Source organism: Zoogloea sp. (assembly GCF_041904905.1).
GTDB lineage: Bacteria > Pseudomonadota > Gammaproteobacteria > Burkholderiales > Rhodocyclaceae > Zoogloea.
The window spans coordinates 1-23,238 of the sequence record NZ_JAYRMI010000064.1; the positions used below are offsets into that span (position 1 = coordinate 1).

The 23,238-nt window shown below is 71.3% G+C and carries 17 protein-coding genes, 1 pseudogene and 2 riboswitches; of the genes and pseudogenes, 12 read left to right on the top strand and 6 right to left on the bottom strand.

Annotation, left to right across the window (positions count from 1 at the left end):
* The 5 genes and pseudogenes from ACE3N6_RS15255 to ACE3N6_RS15275 form a co-directional block, all read right to left on the bottom strand.
* Positions 1 to 263: pseudogene (locus tag ACE3N6_RS15255) on the bottom strand (hypothetical protein); the annotation flags it as partial.
* Between the two features lie 9 nt (positions 264 to 272).
* Positions 273 to 755: a GNAT family N-acetyltransferase gene (locus ACE3N6_RS15260; protein ID WP_374246639.1), complete on the bottom strand. Its 483-nt coding sequence runs from the start codon at positions 753 to 755 to the stop codon at positions 273 to 275.
* Positions 752 to 1,624: an acyl-CoA thioesterase gene (locus ACE3N6_RS15265; RefSeq protein WP_374246640.1), complete on the bottom strand. Its 873-nt coding sequence runs from the start codon at positions 1,622 to 1,624 to the stop codon at positions 752 to 754. The genes ACE3N6_RS15260 and ACE3N6_RS15265 overlap by 4 nt, the downstream gene beginning before the upstream one ends.
* A gap of 94 nt (positions 1,625 to 1,718) precedes the next feature.
* Positions 1,719 to 1,885, bottom strand: a riboswitch (cobalamin riboswitch).
* Between the two features lie 108 nt (positions 1,886 to 1,993).
* Complete coding sequence (locus ACE3N6_RS15270) at positions 1,994 to 3,061, bottom strand: ribonucleotide-diphosphate reductase subunit beta (RefSeq protein ID WP_374246641.1); 1,068 nt, start codon at positions 3,059 to 3,061, stop codon at positions 1,994 to 1,996.
* Between the two features lie 79 nt (positions 3,062 to 3,140).
* Complete coding sequence (locus tag ACE3N6_RS15275) at positions 3,141 to 5,915, bottom strand: ribonucleoside-diphosphate reductase subunit alpha (RefSeq protein ID WP_374246642.1); 2,775 nt, start codon at positions 5,913 to 5,915, stop codon at positions 3,141 to 3,143.
* Positions 5,916 to 6,072: 157 nt separating this feature from the next.
* Positions 6,073 to 6,273: riboswitch (cobalamin riboswitch) on the bottom strand.
* A gap of 186 nt (positions 6,274 to 6,459) precedes the next feature.
* On the opposite strand from ACE3N6_RS15275, the gene ACE3N6_RS15280 reads away from it, so the two are divergent.
* The gene (locus ACE3N6_RS15280) at positions 6,460 to 7,872 is read left to right on the top strand and encodes an MBL fold metallo-hydrolase RNA specificity domain-containing protein (RefSeq protein ID WP_374246643.1); all 1,413 of its coding nucleotides are present in this window, start codon (positions 6,460 to 6,462) and stop codon (positions 7,870 to 7,872) included.
* 485 nt (positions 7,873 to 8,357) lie between these two features.
* Here ACE3N6_RS15280 and ACE3N6_RS15285 read toward each other — a convergent pair whose 3' ends face one another.
* Entirely contained in the window at positions 8,358 to 9,749 is a 1,392-nt protein-coding gene (locus ACE3N6_RS15285) for an undecaprenyl-phosphate glucose phosphotransferase (RefSeq protein ID WP_374246644.1), read from the bottom strand.
* 254 nt (positions 9,750 to 10,003) lie between these two features.
* Here ACE3N6_RS15285 and ACE3N6_RS15290 point away from each other — a divergent pair, with 254 nt between their 5' ends.
* From ACE3N6_RS15290 to ACE3N6_RS15340, 11 genes are all read left to right on the top strand, one after another.
* A complete protein-coding gene (locus tag ACE3N6_RS15290; RefSeq protein ID WP_374246645.1) occupies positions 10,004 to 11,338 on the top strand; it encodes a hypothetical protein in 1,335 nt (444 codons plus the stop codon).
* 44 nt (positions 11,339 to 11,382) lie between these two features.
* The gene (gene epsE / locus ACE3N6_RS15295; RefSeq protein ID WP_374246646.1) at positions 11,383 to 12,180 is read left to right on the top strand and encodes a polysaccharide export protein EpsE; all 798 of its coding nucleotides are present in this window, start codon (positions 11,383 to 11,385) and stop codon (positions 12,178 to 12,180) included.
* A gap of 12 nt (positions 12,181 to 12,192) precedes the next feature.
* Positions 12,193 to 13,575, top strand: coding sequence for a chain length determinant protein EpsF (epsF, locus tag ACE3N6_RS15300; RefSeq protein WP_374246648.1), 1,383 nt, complete (start codon positions 12,193 to 12,195; stop codon positions 13,573 to 13,575).
* 15 nt (positions 13,576 to 13,590) lie between these two features.
* Entirely contained in the window at positions 13,591 to 14,478 is an 888-nt protein-coding gene (locus tag ACE3N6_RS15305; RefSeq protein WP_374246649.1) for a chain length determinant protein tyrosine kinase EpsG, read from the top strand.
* Positions 14,478 to 15,710: a hypothetical protein gene (locus ACE3N6_RS15310; protein WP_374246650.1), complete on the top strand. Its 1,233-nt coding sequence runs from the start codon at positions 14,478 to 14,480 to the stop codon at positions 15,708 to 15,710. The genes ACE3N6_RS15305 and ACE3N6_RS15310 overlap by 1 nt, the downstream gene beginning before the upstream one ends.
* The gene (locus ACE3N6_RS15315; RefSeq protein WP_374246652.1) at positions 15,707 to 16,942 is read left to right on the top strand and encodes a hypothetical protein; all 1,236 of its coding nucleotides are present in this window, start codon (positions 15,707 to 15,709) and stop codon (positions 16,940 to 16,942) included. The genes ACE3N6_RS15310 and ACE3N6_RS15315 overlap by 4 nt, the downstream gene beginning before the upstream one ends.
* On the top strand, positions 16,939 to 18,570 hold the full coding sequence (locus tag ACE3N6_RS15320; protein WP_374246653.1) for a hypothetical protein: 1,632 nt from the start codon (positions 16,939 to 16,941) through the stop codon (positions 18,568 to 18,570). Before ACE3N6_RS15315 ends, ACE3N6_RS15320 begins: the two co-directional genes overlap by 4 nt.
* Entirely contained in the window at positions 18,567 to 19,298 is a 732-nt protein-coding gene (locus ACE3N6_RS15325; protein ID WP_374246654.1) for a WecB/TagA/CpsF family glycosyltransferase, read from the top strand. The genes ACE3N6_RS15320 and ACE3N6_RS15325 overlap by 4 nt, the downstream gene beginning before the upstream one ends.
* 11 nt (positions 19,299 to 19,309) lie before the next feature.
* The gene (locus ACE3N6_RS15330) at positions 19,310 to 20,746 is read left to right on the top strand and encodes a hypothetical protein (protein ID WP_374246655.1); all 1,437 of its coding nucleotides are present in this window, start codon (positions 19,310 to 19,312) and stop codon (positions 20,744 to 20,746) included.
* A 3-nt stretch (positions 20,747 to 20,749) separates the two neighbouring features.
* On the top strand, positions 20,750 to 22,180 hold the full coding sequence (locus ACE3N6_RS15335) for an AMP-binding protein (RefSeq protein WP_374246656.1): 1,431 nt from the start codon (positions 20,750 to 20,752) through the stop codon (positions 22,178 to 22,180).
* A partial coding sequence (locus tag ACE3N6_RS15340; protein WP_374246657.1) for a glycosyltransferase family 4 protein occupies positions 22,173 to 23,238 on the top strand: 1,066 nt, incomplete at its 3' end. The genes ACE3N6_RS15335 and ACE3N6_RS15340, both read left to right, overlap by 8 nt.

Genomic DNA, 23,238 nt, shown 5'->3' on the forward strand with positions numbered 1-23,238 from the left:
AACACCGGCCGGGCGTCGGCCATCGCCAGCCGGGCCCCGCGGGGCGTGCCCGGGTAGGCCCGCGCCGCCTCCGCCGGACTCACCCGGATCGCCGCCGGGCGCAGGGGCGCCAGGTGTTGGACGCGCTCTTCCGGGGTGAGCTTGGGGAAGGGCACGTAGAGCATCGCGATGCCGGAGACGAACCACATCAGGATGAGCAGGCCGGCGACGATGCCGAGCCAGCGGTGAGCCAGGTGGAGAGGACGGAGCAGGCGGTGGGTCATCGTCGGGGGCTAGGGAGAGGGCTGGTGGGCGAGGGGGTGGGCCGGGCCCACCGGCACCGTCAGCCGGGGGGGCTCGAAGCGGTAGCGACGGGGCAGGTCGAGCCCGGCGGCGATGCGCCGGGCGGCCGGGTGGCCTTCGATGCACAGTACCCGATCCAGGCCGTTTCGACCGGCCCAGACGACGGCCGCCTCGAACAGCCGGGTGGCCAGCCCGGCGCCGCGCCATGGGGCGAGCACGCTGAAGCCCAGCTCGCCCACCCGGCCGGCGATGCCCAGGTGGGCGAGGGCGCGGGGCGGGTGGGTCGGCGGGCCGATGGCCAGCACCAGATCGCGCTCGAAATCGATGCGCGCCACGTAGGCCCGGATGCTGGCGTCGGATTGGGGTGCGTTGAAGCGGCTCACCCGCTCGGCGGGGGCCAGCGCCTGGAGGTGGGCGAGGGCCAGCGGGCGGGCGGCGGCGTCGAGCCGGCGGGGGCGGTGCGGGGCGCTCACGGGGCGACGCCGGGCGGCAGGGCGGCGTCGACCGGGGTGGGCCGGCCGGCGTCGTCGATGGCGACGAACACGAAGGCGGCGCGGGTGCACAGGCGGGAGCCCGCCTGCTGCGGCGCCTCGGCGGTCATGGTGACGTCCACGTAAAGCGAGCTGCGCCCCACCGCGGTGACCCGGGCGCGGGTTTCGACGATGTCGCCCACCCGGGCCGGGGCGACGAAGTCGAGGGTCTCGCTGGAGGCCATCGCCACCGGTTTGCGGGCCCGCCGGGTGGCAGCGACCAGCGCGGCCTTGCCCAGCCAGTCGAGGGCCTGCCCGCCGTGGAGGATGCCCCGGTGATTGACTTGCCCGGGGAAGACGATCTCCACCACCCGCACCACGTCGCCGGGCACGGCGTCGAGGGTGGGCACGCTGTCGGTGCCCGGAGCGTCGTCGCCCACGGCCACCATCGCGAAGTGGCCGGTGAGGCAGGTGGTGCGTTCGCCGGTGAGCATGTTTTCGGCGCACAGGCGGGCTTCCACGTCCACCGAGCGGCGCCCGCTGCGGACGATCCGCCCGCTCACTTCGGCCAGATGGCCGGCTGGCACCGGCGAGCGGAACTGGGTGTGGCCGAGGGCGGCGGTGACGACGGTGCGGCGCAGGCGGCGGCTGGCCAGGACGAAGGCGAACTTGTCCATCATCGCCAGCGCGGCGCCGCCGAAGAGGGTGCCGTGGTGGTTCGACTGGCCGGGAAAGACCACGTCGACCAGGGAGAACAGCTCGCCCGGCGCGGGGGGCGGGAGCAGGCGGTCGAGGGGGTCGCGGAAGTCGTCGTCGGCGGGCGGGGTGCCGGCCGTGGCGGCCGGGTGGGCGGAGTGGGCGGTGTTGGGCATGGTGGGGCTCCTCTGGTCGGACCGTCCGCTACCCCGCGGACGGCCGTTGGTGGGTTCCCCCGCCCGGCTGGGGCGGGGAGCTGTGGCGACAGGCCGGTCTCCGGGCTCGCAGGTCTTGACCCTCCGCCTTCCCGGACGGGTGTCCAGTGGCGGGCGGCTTCGGGGAGAAGCCGGCCGTGAAGGGTCCGCACCTGCCTACCGTTGCGGGGGCAGCCGGGGCCTGGCAGCGGATCGACCGCTGCGCACCCCGTTCCCGTTTCACCCGGGCCCGCCGGAAGGGCGGGGCCGGGCACCTGGTGCCGGTGTTGCAGCCGCCCGGGGTCGGGCTTGGCGCCGGGCTGCGCGGCGCCGGACGGGCGCGGGCCGGGGTCAATCCCAGGCCAGCGCGCCGCCCGTCTGGTACTCGGTGACGCGGGTCTCGAAGAAGTTCTTCTCCTTGCGCAGGTTGGCTTGCTCGTCGAGCCAGGGCAGCACGTTGGCGGCGCCGGGGAAGGGTTCGGCCAGCCCTACTTGCCGGGCCCGGCGGTTGGCCATGAAGCGGAACTGATCCATGTGCAGCCCGGCGTTGTAGCCCAGGATGGGCGTTTGCAGGATGTAGGCGGCGTAGGCGGCTTCGGCGGCGTAGGCTTCGTCCCACAGGGTGCGCAGGGCGGCGGGGTCGAGGGCGAGCCCTTCTTCCTTCAGCAGCTCGCGCACCACTCGGACGCCGAAGGCGCAGTGGAGCACCTCGTCGCGCATGATGTACTGGAGCTGCTCGGCGGCGCCCTTCATCAGCCCGCGCCGCTGCAGCGCGAAGATGGGCGTGAAGCCGTTGTAGAACCAGCAGCCTTCGAAGATCGCCGCGAAGAAGAAGTAGGAGAGGGCGAACTCGTGCAGGCTGGCCCGGTCGCGCAGGTCGAAATCCGGGCGCATTGCCCGCTCCAGGCGCCGGCTGGCGAGGGCGATCTTGCCGTGGATGGCGGGCACCACCCGGTAGCGGTTGTAGATCTCCTGCTGGTCGAGGCCGATGGTCTCGATGCAGTGCTGGTAGGTCCAGGTGTGCAGGGCCTCTTCGTACACCTGCCGGGCCTGGTAGATCTGCAGTTCGGGGGCGCTCATCTTCTCCATCACCGCCAGCCCGATGTTGCGCATGGCGAGGATGTCGGAGGTGGTGAGGTAGGCCAGCACGTTCTCGAAGACGTGGCGCTCGGCGTCGGTGAGCTTGTGGTGGTAGTCGTGCACGTCCTGGGCCATGGAGATTTCGAGCGGCGTCCAGTGGTTGCGGTTGGCCTTGAGGAAGAACTCCCAGGCCCACGGGTATTTGAACGGGGCGAGCTGGTTGATGTCGGTCTGGCCGCCGACGATGCGCTTGTCGGCCGCGTTGACGGCGGCCGTGGCGCTGCCAGCCGTGGTGGGGGCGGGCGGGGTGTCCCAGTCGTTGAAGCGGGCGGTGCTCATTTGATGACCCTCCGGTCGCTGGGTGACCACCTCCCCGTGGGAGGAAGAGCGCCCCCTTCGGGCGGCCGTGCAGGGGCGCTCATTGGCAGGCCTCGCATTCCGGGTTGTCGATGGCGCAGAAGCGGGGGGCTTCGTCGGCGGGCGGGGTGTCGTCGCGGCCGCCGGATTTTTCGAGCTGGCTGGCGCCCAGGGTGCGCAGGTAGTAGGTGGTCTTGAGGCCGCGCAGCCAGGCGAGCTTGTAGATCTCGTCGAGCTTGCGGCCGGAGGGCGTGGCGAGATAGAGGTTGAGGGACTGGGCCTGGTCGATCCACTTCTGGCGGCGGGCGGCGGCCTCGATCAGCCATTCGGGCTCGATCTCGAAGGCGGTGGCGTAGCGGGCCTTGATCTCGTCGGGCACCCGGTCGATGCGGGCGAGCGACCCGTCGAAGTATTTGAGGTCGGCCACCATCACCTCGTCCCACAGGCCGAGGGCCTTGAGGTCGCGCACCAGGGCGTCGCTTACCACCGTGAATTCGCCCGACAGGTTGGATTTGACGTAGAGGTTCTGGTAGGCGGGCTCGATGCTGGCCGAGACGCCGACGATGTTGGAGATGGTGGCGGTGGGGGCGATGGCCACGCAGTTGGCGTTGCGCATGCCGTGGCGGGCGATGCGGGCGCGCAGGTCGGCCCAGTCGAGGTGGCTGTCGCGGCTGATCTCGAGCTGGCCGCCGCGGCCGGCGGCGAGCAGGTCGAGGGAGTCGGGCGGCAGGATGCCCTGGCTCCACAGGCTGCCCTCGAAGCTGCTGTAGCGGCCGCGCTCCCGGGCCAGCTCGGTGGAGGCGCGGTAGGCCTCGTAGCACACGGCCTCCATCGAGCGGTCGGCAAACGCCACCGCGGCGTCGCTGGCGTAGGGCAGGCCCAGGGCGTACAGGCAGTCGGCAAAACCCATGATGCCCAGGCCCACCGGGCGGTGCCGCAGGTTGGCGCGGCGGGCCTTGGGGGTGGCGTAGAAGTTGATGTCCACCACGTTGTCGAGCATGCGCATGGCGGTCTGCACGCTGCGGGCGAGCTTGTCCCGGTCGAGGGCGCCGTCCTTGAGGTGGGCGAGCAGGTTGATCGAGCCCAGGTTGCACACGGCGGTCTCGTCGTCGGAGGTGTTGAGGGTGATCTCGGTGCACAGGTTGGAGCTATGCACCACGCCCACGTGCTGCTGGGGCGAGCGCAGGTTGCAGGCGTCCTTGAAGGTGAGCCACGGGTGGCCGGTCTCGAAGAGCATGGTGAGCATCCGCCGCCACAGCTGCACGGCCGGGATGCGCTTGAAGAGCCGGATCTCGCCGGCGTCGGCGCGGGCCTCGTGGGCGCAGTAGGCGGCCTCGAAGTCGGCGCCGACGCGGGTGTGCAGATCGGGCACGTCCGACGGCGAGAACAGCGTCCAGGCGGCGTTGTCCATCACCCGTTTCATGAACAGGTCGGGAATCCAGTTGGCGGTGTTCATGTCGTGGGTGCGGCGGCGCTCGTCGCCGGTGTTCTTGCGCAGGTCGAGGAACTCCTCGATGTCGAGGTGCCAGGTCTCGAGGTAGGCGCACACCGCGCCCTTGCGCTTGCCGCCCTGATTGACCGCCACCGCGGTGTCGTTGACCACCTTGAGGAAGGGAATCACCCCCTGGCTCTGGCCGTTGGTGCCCTTGATGCGGCTGCCCAGGGCGCGCACCGGGGTCCAGTCGTTGCCCAGGCCGCCGGCGTATTTCTGCAGCAGGGCGTTCTCCTTGACGGCCTGGTAGATGCCCTCCAGGTCGTCCGACACCGTGGTGAGGTAGCACGACGACAGCTGGGGGTGGCGGGTGCCGCTGTTGAACAGGGTGGGCGTGGAGCACATGAAGTCGAAGGACGAGATCAGGTTGTAGAACTCGATGGCGCGGCCTTCCCGGTCGATTTCGTGGAGCGCCAGCCCCATCGCCACGCGCATGAAGAAGAGCTGCGGCAGCTCGATGCGCCGCCCGTCGATGTGCAGGAAGTAGCGGTCGTAGAGGGTCTGCAGGCCCAGGTAGCCGAACTGGCGGTCGCGCTCGGGGGCCAGGGCGGCGGCCAGTCGCGGCAGATCGAACTCGGCCAGCCGCGGGTCGAGCCGCTCGGCGGCGATGCCTTCGCGGATGAAGGCGGGCAGGGCGTCGGCGTAGCAGCCGGGCAGGTCGGCCAGGCTCACCGGCCGGCCCAGCACCTCCCGCGCCAGGCTGGCCAGCAGCAGCTGGGCGGTGACCCGGTTGTAGGCCGGCTCGCGTTCGATCAGGCTGCGCGCGGCGAGGATCAGGGCCTGGTCCACGTCGGCCAGCGGCACGCCGTCGTAGAGGTTCTTCAGGGCCAGATCGCGCACCGAGCGGGCCGATACCGCATCGCCCAGGCCGACGCAGGCGGCCTCGCAGTGGGCCAGCAGGGCGTCGCTGTCGAGGGGGACGCGGCGCCCGTCCACCAGCACGTGGAGCGCCGTGACGCCCGGGGCGCTGGCGGCGCCGGCGGCCCGCTCGGCGGCGCGGCGTTCGCGGTAGAGCACGTAGGCGCGGGCCACGTCGTGCTCGCCCGAGCGCATCAGGGCCAGCTCCACCTGATCCTGGATGTCCTCGATGGGCACCGTGCCGCCGTCGGGCAGGCGGCGGGTGAGGGCGCGCAGCACGGTGTCGGTGAGCTGCGCGACGATCTCCCGCACCCGGGCCGAACCGCCGCTGGCGCTGCCTTCCACGGCCAGGAAGGCCTTGCTCATGGCGATGGCGATCTTGTCGGCGTTGAAGGCCACGACGGCGCCGTTGCGGCGGATCACCTGCAGGGCGGCGATGGCCGATGGGCTGGCGGGGGAGGGCTGGAGCGGGGCGGTGGCGGGCAAGGCGATTCTCCGGATCTGGGGGGCGGAGAATCGAGTATCTGAGCCGGCGGGCCTGAACCGTGGCCGGCACGCGCGGGGGCCTGAGCCCTGCCGCCCGCACTGGCGCCCGGTGGCGACAGGAAGACACCTCGTTTCAGGGACACCCCGCCCCAAAAGCATTGAAGGATTGGGCCATGGCAGGTCTCCTGACTTGCGGGTCTCGATCTCGTGCCGGCCTTCCCGGAGCGCATCCAGTGGCCGTTGGGGGCACGAAACTCGCCGCTTACAGTTGCGGGGGCAGTGCCGGATTTGAGGCGATGGCCTCGCACCGGCTTCCCTTTTCATCCCCTTGCGGGGAACCAATGACGAGGCGGATGGTAGAGGCCGGATGTCCGGCGTGTCAAGCCAGGCGGGTACAAGGGCTAGGGGCGACGGCGCGGCCTGGGGGTACATCTAGTGCCCGGGCGCGGGCCGCCGGCGGGGGGCGGGCCGTGCGGGCGGGGGGCCGGCGTTGCAATCCGCCCGGCCGGGGCGCATGCTCGACCCGTCAAGGAGGTAACGCAAGATGCGAGTCCGATTTTTCGGTGCGGCCGGCGAAGTGACCGGCTCGTGCACCCTGGTGGAAGCCGGCGAGGTGCGCTTCCTGGTCGATTGCGGGATGTTCCAGGGCGGGCGCGAGGCCCGCAGCAAGAACCTCCGGGCGCTGGATTTCGGTTTCGACGTGCGGGACATCGACTTCGTGTTGCTGACCCACGCCCACATCGACCACTCCGGCCTGCTGCCCCGGCTGGCGGTGCTGGGTTTCCGCGGCCCGATCTACGCCACCCCGGCCACCATCGACCTGCTGGCGGTGCTGCTGCCCGACAGCGCCCACATCCAGGAGAAGGAATCCGAGTGGCAACTGCGCCACCGGCACCGCCGGGGCGGGGACGAGCGGGGCGTGGCGCCGCCGCTCTACACCGTGGCCCAGGCCCAGACCACCCTCGGGCTGCTGCAGCCGGCGCCCTACGGCAAGACCATCGAGCCGGCGCCGGGTATCGCGGTGCGCTTTCACGACGCGGGGCACATTCTGGGCTCGGCGTGGCTGGAGGTGACCGCTGCCGGCGAGGGGCGCACCCGCCGGCTGGTGTTCTCGGGGGACATCGGGATGCGCGACCGGCCGGTGCTGAACGACCCGGAGAGGGTGGTGCCGTCGGCCGATCTGCTGCTCGTCGAATCCACCTACGGCGACCGCCTGCACCGCCCGCTGGCCGAGACCGAGGACGAGATCGTCGCCGCCATTGGGCGCACCCGGGCCTGCCACGGCAATCTGGTGATCCCGTCCTTCGCGGTGGGGCGCACCCAGGAGATCATCTACATTCTGGCCGATCTGGTGCGCCGGGAGCGGCTGGAGCCCCTCAAGGTGTACATCGACTCGCCCATGGCCAACGAGGCCACCCGCATCACCCTGGCCCACCCGACGCTGCTCGACAGCGAGACGCGGGAGCTGCTCGACTGGCTGAAGGCCCACCCCAGCAAGCTGAAGCTGGAGTTCGTGGCCGACGTGGAGGCTTCCCGGGCGCTCAACGACGTGCGCAGCGGGGCGATCATCGTGTCGGCCAGCGGCATGTGCGAGGCCGGGCGGATCAAATACCACCTGCGCGAGAACCTGCCCCGCAGCGAGTGCAGCGTGCTGATTGCCGGCTTCCAGGCGGCCGGCACCCTTGGCCGGCGGCTGGTGGATGGGGCCCGGCTGGTGCATATCTTCGGCGCGCCGGTGCCGGTGCGGGCGCGCATCTACACCGTGGGCGGGCTGTCGGCCCACGCCGATCAGGCCGGGCTGCTCGATTGGCTGGGGGGCTTCCACACCCCGCCGCGGCACACCTGCGTGATTCACGGCGAGGCCAGCGCGTCGGCCACCTTCGCCCAGGCCATCCGCGACCGGCTGGGCTGGCAGGATGTGATGCTGCCCAAACCGGGCGACAGCCTGTCGCTGTAGGCCCCCCGGCCGCAGCAAAACCCGCCGCCGGGGCAGGAAATTGCCCGAAGCCCTTCTATTTAATGGCTCCAGGGCAATTAATCGATGCGGCGGAGGGATTAATTAATCCCGATGCCGCTCCCGTTAATTGCCCGCCGGTCCAAGGAAAAATGCGTCCCGGCCTATTTTTTTTGGCGCCTCGGGATTTTCTTTTGCCTTGGCGGGATTTTTCCAGGGCGGCGGGCCTTGCGGAAATGGCTTTTTCAGGCCGGGGCCGTGCGAAATCGGGATTTTTGCGGAGGGGCGAGGGATTTAAAAATAGCGCCGGGGTATTTTCCGGCCCATCCTGGGCGAGGCGACGGCCCGCGCCAGCGGCAGGGAAACCGGCCGGGGCCGGGCGAGGGGGCGCCCGGGCGTCGACGTGGCGGGTTTCCGGCGTCGTGCCGTGGCCGAAAGCAAAAAACGCAGCCTGCGGGGGCTGCGTTTTTGCATTTTGAGGGCGGGCCTCAGTAGGCGTTGGGGTCTTTGCGGATCAGGCCCACGGTGCGCAGGATGATCCGCAGGTCGAGCAGGAAGGACCAGTTGCGCAGGTATTCCAGGTCGTAGTCGATGCGCCGCTTCATCTTGTCGAGGGTCTCGGTCTCGCCGCGGCAGCCGTTCACCTGGGCCCAGCCGGTGATGCCCGGGCGCACCTTGTGGCGGATCATGTAGCCCTTGATGAGCTTGCGGTAGGTCTCGTTGTGGGCCACCGCGTGGGGGCGCGGCCCGACGATGCTCATCCGGCCCTGCAGCACGTTGATGAACTGGGGCAGCTCGTCCAGGGAGGTGCGGCGCAGGAAGGCGCCCAGGGGCGTCACCCGGCAGTCGCCCGGGCGGGCCTGGGCGATGGTGTCGCCGTTCTCGCACACCGTCATCGAGCGGAATTTATAGACCAGGATGCGATCCCCATCGAGGCCGTAGCGGTGCTGGCGGAACAGGATCGGGCCCGGCGAGCTGGTCTTCACCGCGATGGCGATGGCGACGAGCAGCGGTGAGATCAGCACCAGGATGACCGCCGCCAGCACGAAGTCGAAAGCCTGCTTGCACAGCCCGTTGATGCCGGTGAAGGGCGATTCGCACACCGCCACCACCGGCAGGCCGCCCAGGTCGTCCATGCGGGCCTGGATCAGGTCGGTCATGAACAGATCCGGCACGAAATAGATCGACACGGTGGTGTCGCGCAGCTCGTCCAGCAGCTGGAGGATGCGCGGCTGGCTGCTCATGGGCAGGGCGATGTAGATCACGTCCACGTCGTGGCTGCGCACGTAATCCACCAGATCCTTGATCCGCCCCAGGTGGTGGATGCCGCCGCGGGCGTGGCGGCTGGCGTGGCGGTCGTCGAAGAAGCCGAGGAGCCGCTTGCCGGCCCGGCGCGAGCGCTCCAGGCGGTCGGCCACCGCCAGCCCGGCGTGGCCGGCGCCGACGATCACCGCCCGCTGGCGATAGCCCGCCCGGGCCATCACCAGGGGCGTGAAGCTGTGGGCGGCGTGGCGGGCCAGCGCGGCGGTGAGCGGCCCGATGGCGAACCACGCCAGCAGCACCTCCGGCTCGTAGGCGGTGCCGAACCCGGTCAGCAGCCCCATCAGGGTGAGGATCGCGAACAGCGCGACGCCCTTCAGCCAGCTTCCCCGATAGAGCGCCTTGAGGCCGCTGTCGATGTGCATCGGCAGCGGCTGGGCGAGCAGGAACACCGTGATCGCCAGCACGGTGTAGGCCGGCTGCGCCGCAACCCCGAACCACACCGCGACACCCAGCAGGCTGCCGGCAAAGGCAAGGGGGTCGAGGAGCGTCTCGAAGAGGGAGATGAGCGACAGGTGGGGCTTGACGCCCGGTAGCTGTCGGTCGATGGCGGCCTGCATGGCGGACTGTGGTTTCCAGATGTCTGTTCGGTCGATGCGGAATTTACTGCAAGTTCCGGATCGTTAATGTCAAATTTATTGTATATGTGAATTTGTTTGCAAAAAACTGTGCTTTGCGCCGGTGTCTTTGCAAAATGCGTAAAATTTGGCTTGATTTCGCGCGTCTCTCCCTCAAGATGCTGCAACTTGCTAAACGGGGTGCGGATTTGCGTGAATTTGGTGTTCGTGTTGGGGGGGTTTTGCTGCTGGTCGGGGTGGGTCTGCCCGCCTTGGGCAGCGAGGACGCCTCGCTCCACGTATCGACCATGCTCGGCGAACCGCGTCGCTCGGGGCCGCTCTTCGAGAGCGACGAGCTTGACCCGCCCTATCTCGAATTGAGCCGGGGCCTGAGCGAGGCGTCGGCCCGGGTGGCGGCGGAGGAGCGGGGCAGCGACCCCATCGACCTGCCCCTGGGCAAGAGCATCGGCTCGCGGATCGGCGTGGTCGAGACGGTGAGCTACGACAGCAACCTGTTCCGGCTCTCGGGCCCGGCGGCGGCCACCGCGGCCGGCCTGAAGAGCATGGGCGACTGGAACAGCACCACCCGGCTCGGGCTGGGGCTGGAGAAGTACCGCGCGGGGCAGCAGTTCACCCTCGACTACGAGCTGGCGGTGTCGCGCTACCGGCAGTTCGGGTTCCTGGACAACAACGCCAACACCCTGGTGGGGCGCTGGCGGTGGACCGCCGGGCCGGACTGGAAGGGTGAGCTGTCGGCCGAGCAGCGCGAGGCGACCGACGACTTCGCCTACTACCGCCAGCAGCAGCGCAGCCTGGCGGTGACGCGCCAGATCACCGGCAGCGGCTTCTACCAGCTGGTGCCGGACTGGTACGTGGGGGTGCAGGTGGGGCAGGGCAGCCGGCGCTATCCGGACGGCTCCCGGCCCAGCAACGAGATCGATTTTGCCGGTTTCGACGCGGTGCTGCGTTACGCGCCCGCATCGGGAGCGGTGGTGGCGGTGACCCGCCGGCGTGCCCAGGGCCAGTACCCCAACGCGCCGGTGACGAGCACCGGGCTGAGCGAGTCGCGCTTCGAGCAGGACGAGCTGTTCGCCGAGGCGACGCTGCCGCTCAGGAGCGGGACGCGCGTGCTGGCCCGGCTGGGCACGGTGAGCCGGGGCTACCAGCGCTTTCCGCAGAACAACTACTCGGGCCACAACGGCAGCCTGGGGCTGGAGTGGCGGGTGACGCCGCGCACGCTGGTGAGCGCCACCCTGCGCCACGACGTGGAGCCGGCCCAGGACTTCGTCTCGAACTACGTGGCGGTGAAGGGGCTGCGCGTCGGGGCGGTGTGGGAGTACTCGCCGAAGCTGCGGGTGGACAGCCGCCTGGAGTGGCGCGACGCCCAGTACCGGGGCGACCCGGGCTTCGGGGTGAGCACCGCCGCCCAGCGGGAGGACAAGGGGGCGCTGGCCGCGGTGGCCGGCACCTGGCAGATGACGACGCGGACGCGCTGGATCGCCTCGCTGACGCGGGAGCGGCGGACCTCCAACGAGGCCGCTCAACGGTTTGACTATTGGACATTGGCGGGGAGTTTGCAGTGGGTGTTTTGACGACAGGCTGGACGCGCGGCAGGGCGGCGCTGGGGGCGCTGGCGATGGGGCTTGCGCTCGTCGCCGGGCTGGTGCCGGCGCACGCGCGGGAGGCCGCCGGGCAGGAACCGGCCGCCCAGGAATACCGCCTGGGGCCGGGGGACGGGCTGAAGATCTCGGTCTTCCAGAACCCCGACCTGAGCCTGGAGACCCGCGTCTCCGAGACCGGCGCGATCAGCTACCCGCTGGTGGGCAACGTGCAGGTGGGCGGGTTGAGCGTGGCGGGGGCCGAGAAGGCCATCGCCGATGGCCTGAAGAAGGGCGGCTTCGTGCTGCAGCCCCAGGTCACGGTGGTGCTCCAGCAGGTGCGCGGCGCCCAGGTGGCGGTGCTCGGGCAGGTGGCCCGGCCTGGCCGCTATCCGCTCGAGAGCACCGCGATGAAGGTCACCGACGCCCTGGCCCTGGCCGGCGGCATGGCGCCCCAGGGGGCCGACAAGGTGATCCTCACCGGCATGCGCGGCGGCCGCCGGGTGCGCGCCGAGATCGACGTGACCGAACTCTTTGTCACCTGGACGCCCGAGAAGGACCTGCCGGTGATGGCCGGCGACACCCTCTACGTGAATCGCGCCCCGCAGGTGTACGTGTATGGCGAGGTGCAGCGCGCCGGCGCCTACCGCATCGAGCGTCAGATGACGGTGCTGCAGGCCCTCGCGATGGGCGGCGGCCTCAGCCAGCGGGGCACCGAGCGCGGCGTGCGCATCCACCGCCGCAACGACGACGGCGCGGTGCGCGTGCTCACCCCCCAACTCAACGACCCGGTGCAGGCGGATGACGTGATCGTCGTCCGCGAGGCCCTCTTCTGATCGGACACGGACATGGGCATCAACCAACTTCTGGCCGTGCTCCGGGCGCGGCGCCGGGAACTCTTCATGGTGTGGGGCGGCGTGGTGCTGCTGGCCCTGGCGGTGAGCCTGGTGCTGCCGCGCCAGTACGTGGCCTCGTCCGAGGTGGTGGTGGAGGCGCGCGGCGGCGATCCGCTGGTGGTGCACCCGGGCAGCGGCGGCTCCACGCCGGGCTTCCTGGCCACCCAGGCCGACATCATGGCCAGCGAGCGCGTGGGCGCCAAGGCGGTCGCGGCGCTGAAGGTGGCGCAGATGCCGCGCTGGGCCGAAAAGTGGCAGAAGGCGTCGGGCGGGCAGGGCGACGCCGACCGCTGGATCGCCGGCCGCCTGAAGAAGTACGTCAAGGTGAGCCCGTCCCACGAGAGCAACGTACTCACCGTCACCTTCACCGGCGACGATCCCAAGTTTGCCGCCGACTACGCCAACGCGCTGGCCAAGGCCTACGTGGAGACCGATCTGGAGCTGAAGGTGGAGCCCGCCAGGCAATCCGCCGTGTGGTTCGACGAGCACACCAAGGCCCTGCGCGCCAACCTGGAGAACGCCCAGGCCCGGCTGTCGGCGTTCCAGCGCACCCACGGCCTGGTGGGCGACGAGAAGCTCGACCTGGAGAGCGCCCGCCTCACCGAGCTGTCCACCCAATTCACCGCCATCCAGGCCCAGAGCACCGAGACGAACTCGCGCCAGCGTCAGGGCGGCAGTTCCAACGAGGTCACCGCCAGCCCGCTGATCCAGGCCCTCAAGGTGGATCTGGCCCGGCAGGAGGCCAAGCTTTCTGAACTCTCCGGCTACCTGGGCGAGAACCACCCCCAGTACCAGCGGGTGAAGGGCGAGGTGGAATCCCTGCGCGCCCGGCTGCGCGCCGAATCCGGCAACGTGGCCGCGGTGGTGGGCACCAACAGCCGCATCAACCAGGCCCGCGAAGGCGACGTCAAGAGCCGCCTCGAAGCCCAGAAGCAGCGGGTGCTGCAGCTCAAGCAGCAGCGCGACGAGATGGGCGTGCTGCAGCGCGAGGTGGACAGCGCCCAGAAAGCCTTCGACCTGGTGATGGCCCGCCTGACCCAGACCAGCCTGGAGAGCAAGTCGCGCCAGGGCAACGTGGCCGTGCTGTCGGTGGCGGTGCCGCCCACCGAGGCGGCCAGCCCCAAGCTGCTGCTCAACCTGGGCCTCGCCATCGTGATCGGCGCCCTGCTGGGCATGGCGGTGAGCATCGTGCGCGAGCTGTTCGACCGCCGCATCCGCAGCGCCGACGACCTGGACGACGCCATCGGCGCGCCGCTGCTGGCCGAGATCCCCCGCCTGCCCGAGGCCGCCAACGAAGGCGCCCGCCTGCTCCCCGCGGCCCTGCGCCGGGCCTGAGAGACCGCCATGGACATGAAAACCCTTCCCGGCCCTTCGCCAGTGTCGGCCTTTGAGAAACCGCCCGTCGGCTTCCCCAACCTGGGCGAGATCCTCGTCTCCACCGGCCGCCTGTCGGCCGAGGCGGTGGCCCGGGTCACCGCCCGTCAGCGGGAGCGGGGCATCCCCTTCGGCGCGGCGGCCATCGAGCTGGGCCTCGTCACCCAGGCCGACGTGCATGCGGCGCTGTCGCGCCAGTTCGACTACCCGGTGCTCAGCGCCGGCGACCAGGGCGCCGACCCGGAGCTGGTGGCGGCCTTCGAGCCCACGTCGCCCCGCGTCGAGGCCCTGCGCAAGCTGCGCAGCCAGCTGGTGCTGCGGCGCATGGCCAACCCGCTGCTGCGCACCGTGGCGGTGGTCGGCCCGGCGCGGGGCGACGGGCGCAGCTGGCTGGCGGCCAATCTGGCGGTGGTGTTCTCCCAGCTGGGCGAGCGCACCCTGCTGGTGGATGCCGACCTGCGCCACCCCCGCCAGCAGACCCTGTTCCGCCTGCCGCCCGCCGGCGGGCTGGCCTCGCGGCTGGCCGAGCGGGGCGACAAGGGCGGGGCGATCCAGCCCCATTCCCGCTTCGATCACCTGTCGGTGCTGGCGGCCGGCATCGTGCCGCCCAACCCCCAGGAACTGCTGGCCCGCCCGGCCTTCGGGGCCCAGATCGCGGTGGCCCGGGAGGCTTTCGAGATGACGCTGGTGGATACGCCGGCCGACGAAGTGGGCGCCGACGCCCAGCTCGTCGCCGCCACCTGCGGCAGCGCCATCGTGGTGGCCCGTCGCCATGCCTCGTCCCACAAGCGGGTTGCCGCCCTGTCGGCCAGCCTGCGGGGTGCCGGTGTGGCGGTGATCGGCGGCGTGCTGCTCGACTTCTGATGAACCTGGCCCTCTCCGCCGCCCTGCCGGCCAGCCCGCCCACACCCTACGAAAGACGGGTGGCGCAGGGCTTCGCCTGGAGCATCTTCACCGCCCTGTGGCTGAAGATGCTGGTGGCGGTGATGCTGACCCAGCCGGTGATCGACGCGGAAGGCGAATCCAACTACAACCGGCTGGCCGATGCCCTGCTGCTGACGGCGATGTTCGCCGGCATCGCCACTTACGCCGACGCGGTGCTGCGGCGCGCGCCGCTGATCCTGGTGGCGGTGCCGCTGGGGCTGGCGTCCTTCCTCACCACCGAGGCGCTCACCGGGCTCAACCTGTCCACGGCGGTCTTCGAGTACTTCAAGATCGTCACGCCGCCGCTCCTGTCGGTGCTGCTGCTGCGCCTCTACGAGCGCGAGCCGGCGCTGGTGATCCGCCTGATGCAGCTCACCCTTGGGCTGGTGTGGGTGCTGGTGGTGCTCGCCCTGGCGGTGATGCCGCCGTCCCTCAACCGGGGCGGCGAGCCCTTCTGGCCGGTGTACTTTGCCTCGCTGCACACCAGCTCCTACTTGGTGGTGGTGTGCGCGGCGCTGTCGCTCTACCTGTTCGAGGCCGGGCACCTGGGGCGCCGGCTGTTCGTGGCCCAGCTGGTGTTCTCGGTGGTGCTGGTGTTCTACGGCTGGGGCGTGCGCACCTCGATGGTGGCGGCGCTGGCCTTTGGCGCGGTGGTGCTGGTGCAGCGCACGCGGCTGGCGCCGGTGGCGATGTTCGTCGGCCTTGCCGGGGTGCTGACCCTGGCCTTCGTACCGCTGCTGTTCGGGCTGATCCACCTGCCCTCGTGGGACGAGATGGTGGAGGTGACCTCCGGCCGCTTCTCCATGTGGCTGCAGAAGATCGACATCCTGGCCAACAGCACCTTGCTGGAGTGGATGTTCGGCCACGGCGAGGGCTCGGACTGGATCGTCTCCGAGATCTGGTGGTGGAGCGCGAAGGATTCCCACAACGACTTCATCCGCCTGCTCAACCAGCAGGGCGTGATGGGGCTGGGCGCGGTGCTGGCGATCCTGGCGGTGTGGGCGGCGGCCTTTCCGCCGGGGGTGGCCTTGCCGCTGCTGGCGGCGCTGGGGGCTTCCACGGCCTTCAGCAACGGGATCATGTTCCGCCCCCAGGCCAGCCTGCTGATGCCCCTGGCGCTGGTGGCGGCCACCGCCGCCTGGCAGCGGATCAACGGGGAGGGCGCGCGATGAGCCGGTCGACGGCGGCGCTCCTGCGACGGGCCGAGGTGCTGGCGGTGACCGCGGCGCCCGGCGGCCAGCGCCTGCTCCACTTTGCGCTGGTGCAGGCGGTGTGCGGCACCGAGGCGCTGGGGCGCTTCGCCAACGACCTGTCGATCGCCATGATGCTGGGCCTCTTTTCGGCGGTGGGCTGGTCGGCGCTGGTGCTGGCGCGGGTGCCGGTGGCGGGCGAGGGCCGCGCCGCGCCGGTGATGCTGGGGCTGGCCCGGGGGGTGCTGATCTTCACGCTGCTGGCCTGCCTGCCGCTGCCGCTGCTGGCGTGGGCCGGCTGGCTGTTCGAGCCGGGCTGGACGGCGCTGCTGCTGGCCGGCTGGACGGCCTACACCGTGGCCCGCCACTACGGCCTGGCGCTGATGCGCTACCGCCCGCTGCTGGTGCTGGAGACCTTGCTGGTGGTGCTGCTGACGGCCGGCATCGTGGCCGACGGCGGGCAGCACGGCTGGATGGCCTACGCCGCGCTGGCGGTGCCCACCGGCCTGCTGGGGCTGGCGGGGCTGGCCCACCTGTGGCGCCACGCGGGCCACGCGGCCGCGGCCCTGCCGGCCGGCAGCGCCCGCACCGCGGCCGAGCAGGCGGCCCTCAATTTCGTGAGCGCCGGCATGTCGATGATCCTGGTGCCCTTCACCGTGCGGGTGGCGGGGGAGGGCTACGGTGGGCTGGTGGCGCTGATCGGCAGCCTGACCAGCGTGCTGCTGCTGTTTCCGCGGGCCCTCAGCTTCAACGCCCTGCCGGCGCTGGCGCGGGTGGTGCGGCAGGCCGGGCATCGCGAGGTGCGGGCCACCCTCGATGCCCTGCGCCGCGACCTGATCCGGGTGAACACCGCCCTCAGCCTGCTGGCCGTGCTGGCCTGGTGGGCGCTGGCCTGGTGGGGGCAGCGGCCCGATTTTGCCCTGGCCGGGGCCACCGCCATCTTCGTGCTCCAGCTCGCCAGCTTCTACGCGGGCCAGCTGGTGCTGCCCGAAGCCAACTATCTCCAGACCGTCGAGGAGACCCGCCTGCCGCTGCGGGTGAATGTGCTCTCCCTGGCGATCTTCGTTGCTGCCTGCGGGCTGGTGATGCTCGTCGCGCCACCGGGGGTGGATGCGGTGCTGGGCCTGTTTTCCGTTCTTCTTGGCGCGACCCTGTCGCGCAACCTTTTACTGCGCCGGGCCGTGTTGCGCCGCGCGCCGGAGGTGTTCGCATGAGCATGTCGCGTTCGGAGGCCGCAATGAAGGTGCGCCTCGCCGTTTTCCTGCCCGCCGGGCCGGTGCCCGGGTGGGTTGTCCGTCTGGTGGGCGATTGCCAGACCCTGCCGGATGTCCGGCTCGTCGCGCTGCTGCGCGATGGGGCGCCCCTGCCGCCGGCCGACTGGGCCGACCGGGTGGACGAGCTGGTCTTCGACCGGGGCGCCTCGCCCCTGCGGTTGCTGCCCCTGGAGACCCCGGAAGGGGTGGCCGAGTGGGTGGCGCCCAGCGCCGAGCCGGCCGACGCCTGGCTCGCCATGCGCGGCTGCGACGTGCTGCTGGACCTGCGCGTCGCGCCGATGCCGATGGCCGTGAGCCCCACCCACCACTGGGCGCCGATGCTCGCCGGTCGCCCGGCGGTGGACCCGCTGGCCGGCGCCGATCCGGTGGTGGAGGGGGCCGACAGCACGGTGATCCAGCTCGAGACGATCCCGAGCGGCGCGGTGATCGACACCTCGCTGGGGGCCTCGTGCAGCTTCTCGATCCGCCGCAACCGGCGCCGGGCCATCGCCAAGGGCATGGGCATGGTGCGGCGGGCGCTGCTGCGCCTGGCGGTGGAGGGGCGCGTGGCGACCTTGCCGGCGGTGCCTGCCGGCGGGGTGGATGCCTTCCCCGGCAGCCCGGCGGCGCAGCGCTTCGCCACGCTGCTGCGGCGCACCGTGTCGCGCTCGACGTCGAAGGCCCTCAAGCGCGACCAGTGGGGCCTGGCCCTGGTGTTCGACGAGGCGCTGTGCCTCGACCCGAGCCGCGCCAGCCTGATCCACCCGCCCGCCGACCGCTTCTGGGCGGACCCGATGGTGTGGCCGGCGGAGGGCGGCGGCTGGTGGGTGTTCATCGAGGAGGTGATCTACAAGGAGGGCCGCGGCACCCTCAAGGCGCTGCGCGTGCAGCGGGACGGCAGCTGGGCCGAGCCGGTGCCGGTGATGGCGCGGCCGTGGCACCTGTCCTACCCCTATCTGTTCGAGTGGGACGGGGCCCTGTGGATGGTGCCGGAGAGCGGCGCCAACCGCAGCGTGGAGCTGTACCGCTGCGTGAGCCTGCCCGACCGCTGGGAGAAGGTGGCCGACATCCTGACCGGCATCGACATGGTGGACGCCACCCTGTTCCCCCATGAGGGCCGCTGGTGGATGCTCGGTAACGTCACCGAGCCGGGGGCCGAAAAGCACGACGAGCTGCACGCCTACTACGCCGACACGCCGCTGGGCCCGTGGCTGCCCCACGCCGCCAACCCGGTGGTGGCCGACGCGCGCTTCGCCCGCCCGGCGGGGGCGCCCTTCGTGCAGGACGGCAAGCTGCTGCGGCCGGCCCAGGAGTGCGTGCCGGAGTACGGCCACGCCCTGAGCCTGCGGCGCATCGAGCGCCTGACGCCCACCGAGTATCGCGAAGAGACCGAGCTGCGCATCGAGCCGGGCTGGCAGCCCGGCATCGCCTGCGTGCACACCCTCAGCCACCAGCCGGGGATCACTGTTTTCGACTTCCTGACAAGACGGTCACGCTTTGCCGCGGTGCGCGGTGCGCGGCCCGTGCCCTCCGCCACGCCCCGCGGCGACGCTGCCCCGGACAATGCCGAAGGAAAAGCATCGCAATGAGAATCGATCTGATGGGCTGCAAGGTGGACAACCTGAACATGGAGGAGACCCTCGGCGCGGTCGAGGGCTTCATCCGCGCGGGCACGCCCCACCAGCACGTGGTCGTCAATGTGGACAAGATCGTCAAGGCCAGCCGCGACCCGGGCCTGCGCCGGATCATCAACGACTGCGACCTCATCAACGCCGACGGGATGCCGGTGGTGTGGGCCTCGCGCCTGCTTGGCAAGCCGCTCAAGGAGCGGGTCACCGGCGTCGACCTGTTCGAGGCGCTGATGGCCCGCGCCGCCCAGAAGGGCTGGCGGGTGTTCCTGCTGGGCGCCCGCGAAGAGGTGGTGAGCGGCGTGGCGCGGCTGTACCCCGCGCGCTACCCCGGCCTCGCCATCGCCGGCTACCGCAACGGCTACTGGAAGCCGGAAGAGGAAGCCCAGGTGGTCGCGCAGATCGCCGCAGCCCGGGCCGACATCCTGTTCGTGGCGATCAGCTCGCCCAAGAAGGAAGCCTTTCTGGCCCGTCACCAGGTGGCGATGCAGGTGCCCTTCGCGATGGGCGTGGGCGGCACCTTCGACGTGGCCGTGGGCCTCGTCAAGCGCGCCCCGGTGTGGATGCAGAACGCCGGGCTGGAGTGGTTCTACCGCTTCCTGCAGGAGCCGCGGCGGATGTTCCGCCGCTACTTCATCGACGACATGGCCTTCGTCGCGCTGTTCGCGCGCGAGTGGGTCCGGCGCTGAGCGGGGGCCGAATGGGGATCGAAGACTGGGGCTACCGCTGGCTCAAGCGCTACATGGACGCCCCCCAGTGGATCAAGGCGCCGCTGGGGCGCCTCTACGGCCTGCTGCCCGACCGCTGGCGGCACGGCAAGGATTTTGCCCGCTTCCGCGCCGAGGCGAGCCTGACCGACCCGGCCGAGATCCAGCGCCTGACCGAATCGCGCCTGCGCGAAACCTTGCTGTGGGCGATCCAGACCGTGCCGGCCTACGCCGCCCTGGCCGCCCAGCTGCTCATCGACATGCCGCTGGCCGAGCTGCTGGCGCTCTTCCCCCTGATGACTAAGCTCGACTACAGGCGCGACCCCCGGGCCTACCTGTCCACCGCCTGCGGCGAGGCCGACCGCCTGCCCATGCAGACCAGCGGCTCGGTGGCCGAGCCCTTCAAGTTCGCGCTGCAGAAGGGGGTCACCCGGTCGAAGGAGTCGGCCTACATCGAAGCCTTCAGCCAGCGCATCGGGATGACCCGGCAGGACGTGGTGCTGTCCCTGCGCGGGCGCAACATCCGCGGCGCGGCGGCCGATGCCGGCCCGCTCCACAGCTACGAGCCGATCAAGCGGATGCTGTGGATCAGCCCCAACCACCTGGACGCCGCCCACATGCCGGCCCATGTGGCGGCGGCCATCGAGTACGGGGTGGGCTTCATCCAGGGCTACGCGTCGGCCGTCCATGAGCTGGCCCGCTGGCTGGCGCTGAACCCCGCGCCGCGCTTCACCCAGGCGGTGCGCGGCGTGCAGCTGTTCTCCGAATCCGCCGACGCGGGCATGGTGGCGCTGATCGAGCAGGTCTTCGGCTGCCCGGTGCTGGTGCACTACGGCCACTCCGAGCGCGCGGTGATGGCCGGTTCGATGCCCGACGACCCGCGCTATTTCGTGTGGCCGCTGTATGGCCACGTGGAGCTGGTGGACGAAGCCGGCCAGCCGATCACCGAACCCGGCGTGCAGGGCGAGATCGTGGCCACCGGCTTCGACAACCGGGCGATGCCCTTCATCCGCTACCGCACCGGCGATCTGGCCATGTGGTCGGACCGCCCGCCCCACCCGGCGCTGCCCGGCTACCCGGTGCTGGAGCGCATCGACGGGCGCAGCAACGACTTCTTCGTGGCCCGCGACGGGCGCCGGATTCCGGTGGCCTCCCTGGGCGGGCTGCGGCCCCCTGCCTTCCTGCAGGTGGAGGCCACCCAGTACGAGCAGCACGCGCCGGGGCGCATCACCGTGCGCCTGCAGTCGCCCGTGCCCCTCGCCCCCGCGGTGCTGGCGGCGATCGACGACTACTTCCGCACCAAGCTGCTGGGGCTCGTGGAGGCCGAGCTGGCGGTGGTGCCGCACATCGAGCGCACCGCCCGAGGCAAGCGCCGGCTGATGATCCAGCACCTGGCAGCCCAGCCGGCGGCGATTGAGACAAGACACTAGACGATGAGCATCGAGGACCGCCTCTACCGCTGGCTGGGCAAGTATCTGGACGCCCCCCAGTGGCTCAAGACCCCCGTCGGGCTGGCCTATGGCTGCCTGCCCAAGGCCATGCGCTACGGCGCCGGCTACCGGCGTTTTCTGGCCGAAGCCCAGCTGCGCTGCCCCGACACCCTGGCCCTGCTGGCCGACGAGCGCCTGCGCCGCACCCTGCGCTGGGCCGCCGAGACGGTGCCGGCCTACGCCGGCGTGCTCGCGCTGCTGTGCGACGGCGCGCCGGTGGAGGCGTGGCTGGCGGCCTTCCCGCTCACCACCCGCCTCGACCTGAAGCGCCACCCCCAGGCCTACCGCTCCACCGCCTGCCCGCCCGAGGCCGGCCTGCCGATGCAGACCAGCGGCTCCTCGTCGGAGCCCCTGCGCTTCGTGCTGGAGCGCGGGCTCACCCGCTGCAAGGAGACGGCCTACATCGACAGCTTCAACCGTCGCCTGGGCTACCGTCGCCGCGAGACCATCCTCTCGCTGCGCGGCCGCAACGTGCGCGGCGAGCAGGCGGGCGTGACCCACAGCTACGACCCGATCAAGCGGATGCTGGCGATCAGCCCCAACCACCTCACCGACGCGCTGATGCCCGACCACGTGGCGGCCGCCCGGCGGCACCGGGTGACCGGCATCCAGGGCTACCCGTCGGCGGTGTACCTGCTTGCCCGCTGGCTGGACGACCACCCCGGCCAGGCCGATTTTGCCCGCCGCGTGCGGGGCGTGCAGCTGTTCTCCGAAACCGTCGAGCCCTTCATGCTGGAGACCATCCGGCGGGTGTTCGGCTGCCCGGTGCTGCTGCACTACGGCCACTCCGAGCGGGCGGTGATGGCCGCCTCGATGCCCGACGACCCGCGCTACTTCGTGTGGCCGCTGTACGGCAAGGTCGAGCTGGTGGACCACGACGGCTGCGTCATCACCGAGCCGGGCGTGTCGGGCGAGATCGTCGTCACCGGCTTCGACAACCGGGTGATGCCCTTCATCCGCTACCGCACCGGCGACATCGCCCAGTGGTCGGCCGGCCCGGCCCACCCCGAGCTGCCGGGCTTTGCGGTGCTCGAACGCATCGAAGGGCGCGACTCCGACTTCATCTACGGCCGCGACGGCCGGGCGATCCCGATGACCTCGGTCGGCGGGCTGCGTCCGCCGGCCTTCACCCGCATCGACGCGCTGCAGTACGAGCAGTTCGAGCCCGGCCGGCTCATCGTGCGGCTGCAGGCCGGCGCGGGCCTCAGCCCCGAGACCTGCAGCGAGCTGCAGCAGTTCTTCCAGACCAAGTTCCACGGCATGGTGGATGCCGAACTGCGCGAGGTGTCGTCCATGGCGCGCACCGCCAACGGCAAGCTGCGCACCATCGTCCAGCACATCGGCGCCGACGCGGAGGCCCGCACCCATGCGTGACCAGCCCGCGCCGGCGATTATGATACTTGGGCCGGCCCTGAACGCCCGCGGCGGTATCGCTTCCGTGATGCGGCTGTGGCAGGAGGCCGGCTTCGGCGGCCAGCGCCCGGTGCGCTACCTGCCCACCTACGCCGACGGCAGCGCCCTCACCAAGCTGACCACCTTTCTGGGCGCCCTGCTGCGCTTCTGCCTGCTGCTGGCCCGGGGCCGGGTGGCGGCGGTGCACGCCCACTCCGCGTCCAACGCCAGCTTCCGGCGCAAGAGCCTGCTGCTGGCCCTGGCCCGGCTGGCCGGCAAGCCCTACATCTTCCACCTGCACGGCGGCGCCTTCGACCGCTACCACGCCGACGCCTCGGCCCTGGAGCGGGCCTGGATCGACCGCTGCGTGCGTGGCGCGCGGGTGGTGTTCGTGCTCTCCGAGAGCTGGGCCGACTGGCTGCGCACCCACATCGGGCACCCGGACGTGCGGGTGCTGCCCAACCCGGTGCTGCCGGTGGTGCTGCCCGACGACGTGCCCCGCGAGCCCCACACCCTGCTGTTCCTGGGTCGGCTGGAGGACGCCAAGGGCGTGTTCGTGCTGATCGACGCCCTGGCCCGGCTGGCTGGCGTGCGCCCCGGGCTGCGGGCGATCCTGGCCGGCGAGGGCGACCTGGCCGGGGTACGCGCCGCCGCCGCCGCCGCCGGGGTGGCCGAGCGCATCGAGCTGCCCGGCTGGGTGACCGGCGAGGCCAAGGCCTGCCTGCTGGCCCGGGCCGGCATCTTCGTGCTGCCGTCACGTTTCGAAGGCGTGCCGATGGCGCTGCTGGAAGCCCAGGCCGCCGGCCTGCCGGTGGTGGCCAGCCGCGTCGGCGGGATTCCCCAGGTGGTGACCGACGGCTTCAACGGCATGCTGGCCGCGCCCGACGACGTGGCCTCGCTGGTCACCGCCCTCAAGCCGCTGCTGGCCGACCCCGCGCTGGCCCAGCGGATGGGCGAGGCCGGGCGTGGGGGGGGGGGGGGCGCGGGGGGCGGGGGGGGGGGCCCCCCCCGGGGGGGGGGGGCCGGGCGGCGCCCGGGCC

Excerpts from the sequence above, each read along its gene's own strand:
- ACE3N6_RS15310 (WP_374246650.1), top strand. The coding sequence starts at position 14,478 with ATGAACCTGGCCCTCTCCGCCGCCCTGCCGGCCAGCCCGCCCACACCC.
- epsF (WP_374246648.1), top strand. The coding sequence starts at position 12,193 with ATGGGCATCAACCAACTTCTGGCCGTGCTCCGGGCGCGGCGCCGGGAA.
- ACE3N6_RS15305 (WP_374246649.1), top strand. The coding sequence starts at position 13,591 with ATGAAAACCCTTCCCGGCCCTTCGCCAGTGTCGGCCTTTGAGAAACCG.
- ACE3N6_RS15270 (WP_374246641.1), bottom strand. The coding sequence starts at position 3,061 with ATGAGCACCGCCCGCTTCAACGACTGGGACACCCCGCCCGCCCCCACC.
- ACE3N6_RS15280 (WP_374246643.1), top strand. The coding sequence starts at position 6,460 with ATGCGAGTCCGATTTTTCGGTGCGGCCGGCGAAGTGACCGGCTCGTGC.
- ACE3N6_RS15335 (WP_374246656.1), top strand. The coding sequence starts at position 20,750 with ATGAGCATCGAGGACCGCCTCTACCGCTGGCTGGGCAAGTATCTGGAC.
- ACE3N6_RS15330 (WP_374246655.1), top strand. The coding sequence starts at position 19,310 with ATGGGGATCGAAGACTGGGGCTACCGCTGGCTCAAGCGCTACATGGAC.
- ACE3N6_RS15325 (WP_374246654.1), top strand. The coding sequence starts at position 18,567 with ATGAGAATCGATCTGATGGGCTGCAAGGTGGACAACCTGAACATGGAG.
- ACE3N6_RS15315 (WP_374246652.1), top strand. The coding sequence starts at position 15,707 with ATGAGCCGGTCGACGGCGGCGCTCCTGCGACGGGCCGAGGTGCTGGCG.
- epsE (WP_374246646.1), top strand. The coding sequence starts at position 11,383 with ATGGGGCTTGCGCTCGTCGCCGGGCTGGTGCCGGCGCACGCGCGGGAG.
- ACE3N6_RS15265 (WP_374246640.1), bottom strand. The coding sequence starts at position 1,624 with ATGCCCAACACCGCCCACTCCGCCCACCCGGCCGCCACGGCCGGCACC.
- ACE3N6_RS15320 (WP_374246653.1), top strand. The coding sequence starts at position 16,939 with ATGAGCATGTCGCGTTCGGAGGCCGCAATGAAGGTGCGCCTCGCCGTT.
- ACE3N6_RS15285 (WP_374246644.1), bottom strand. The coding sequence starts at position 9,749 with ATGCAGGCCGCCATCGACCGACAGCTACCGGGCGTCAAGCCCCACCTG.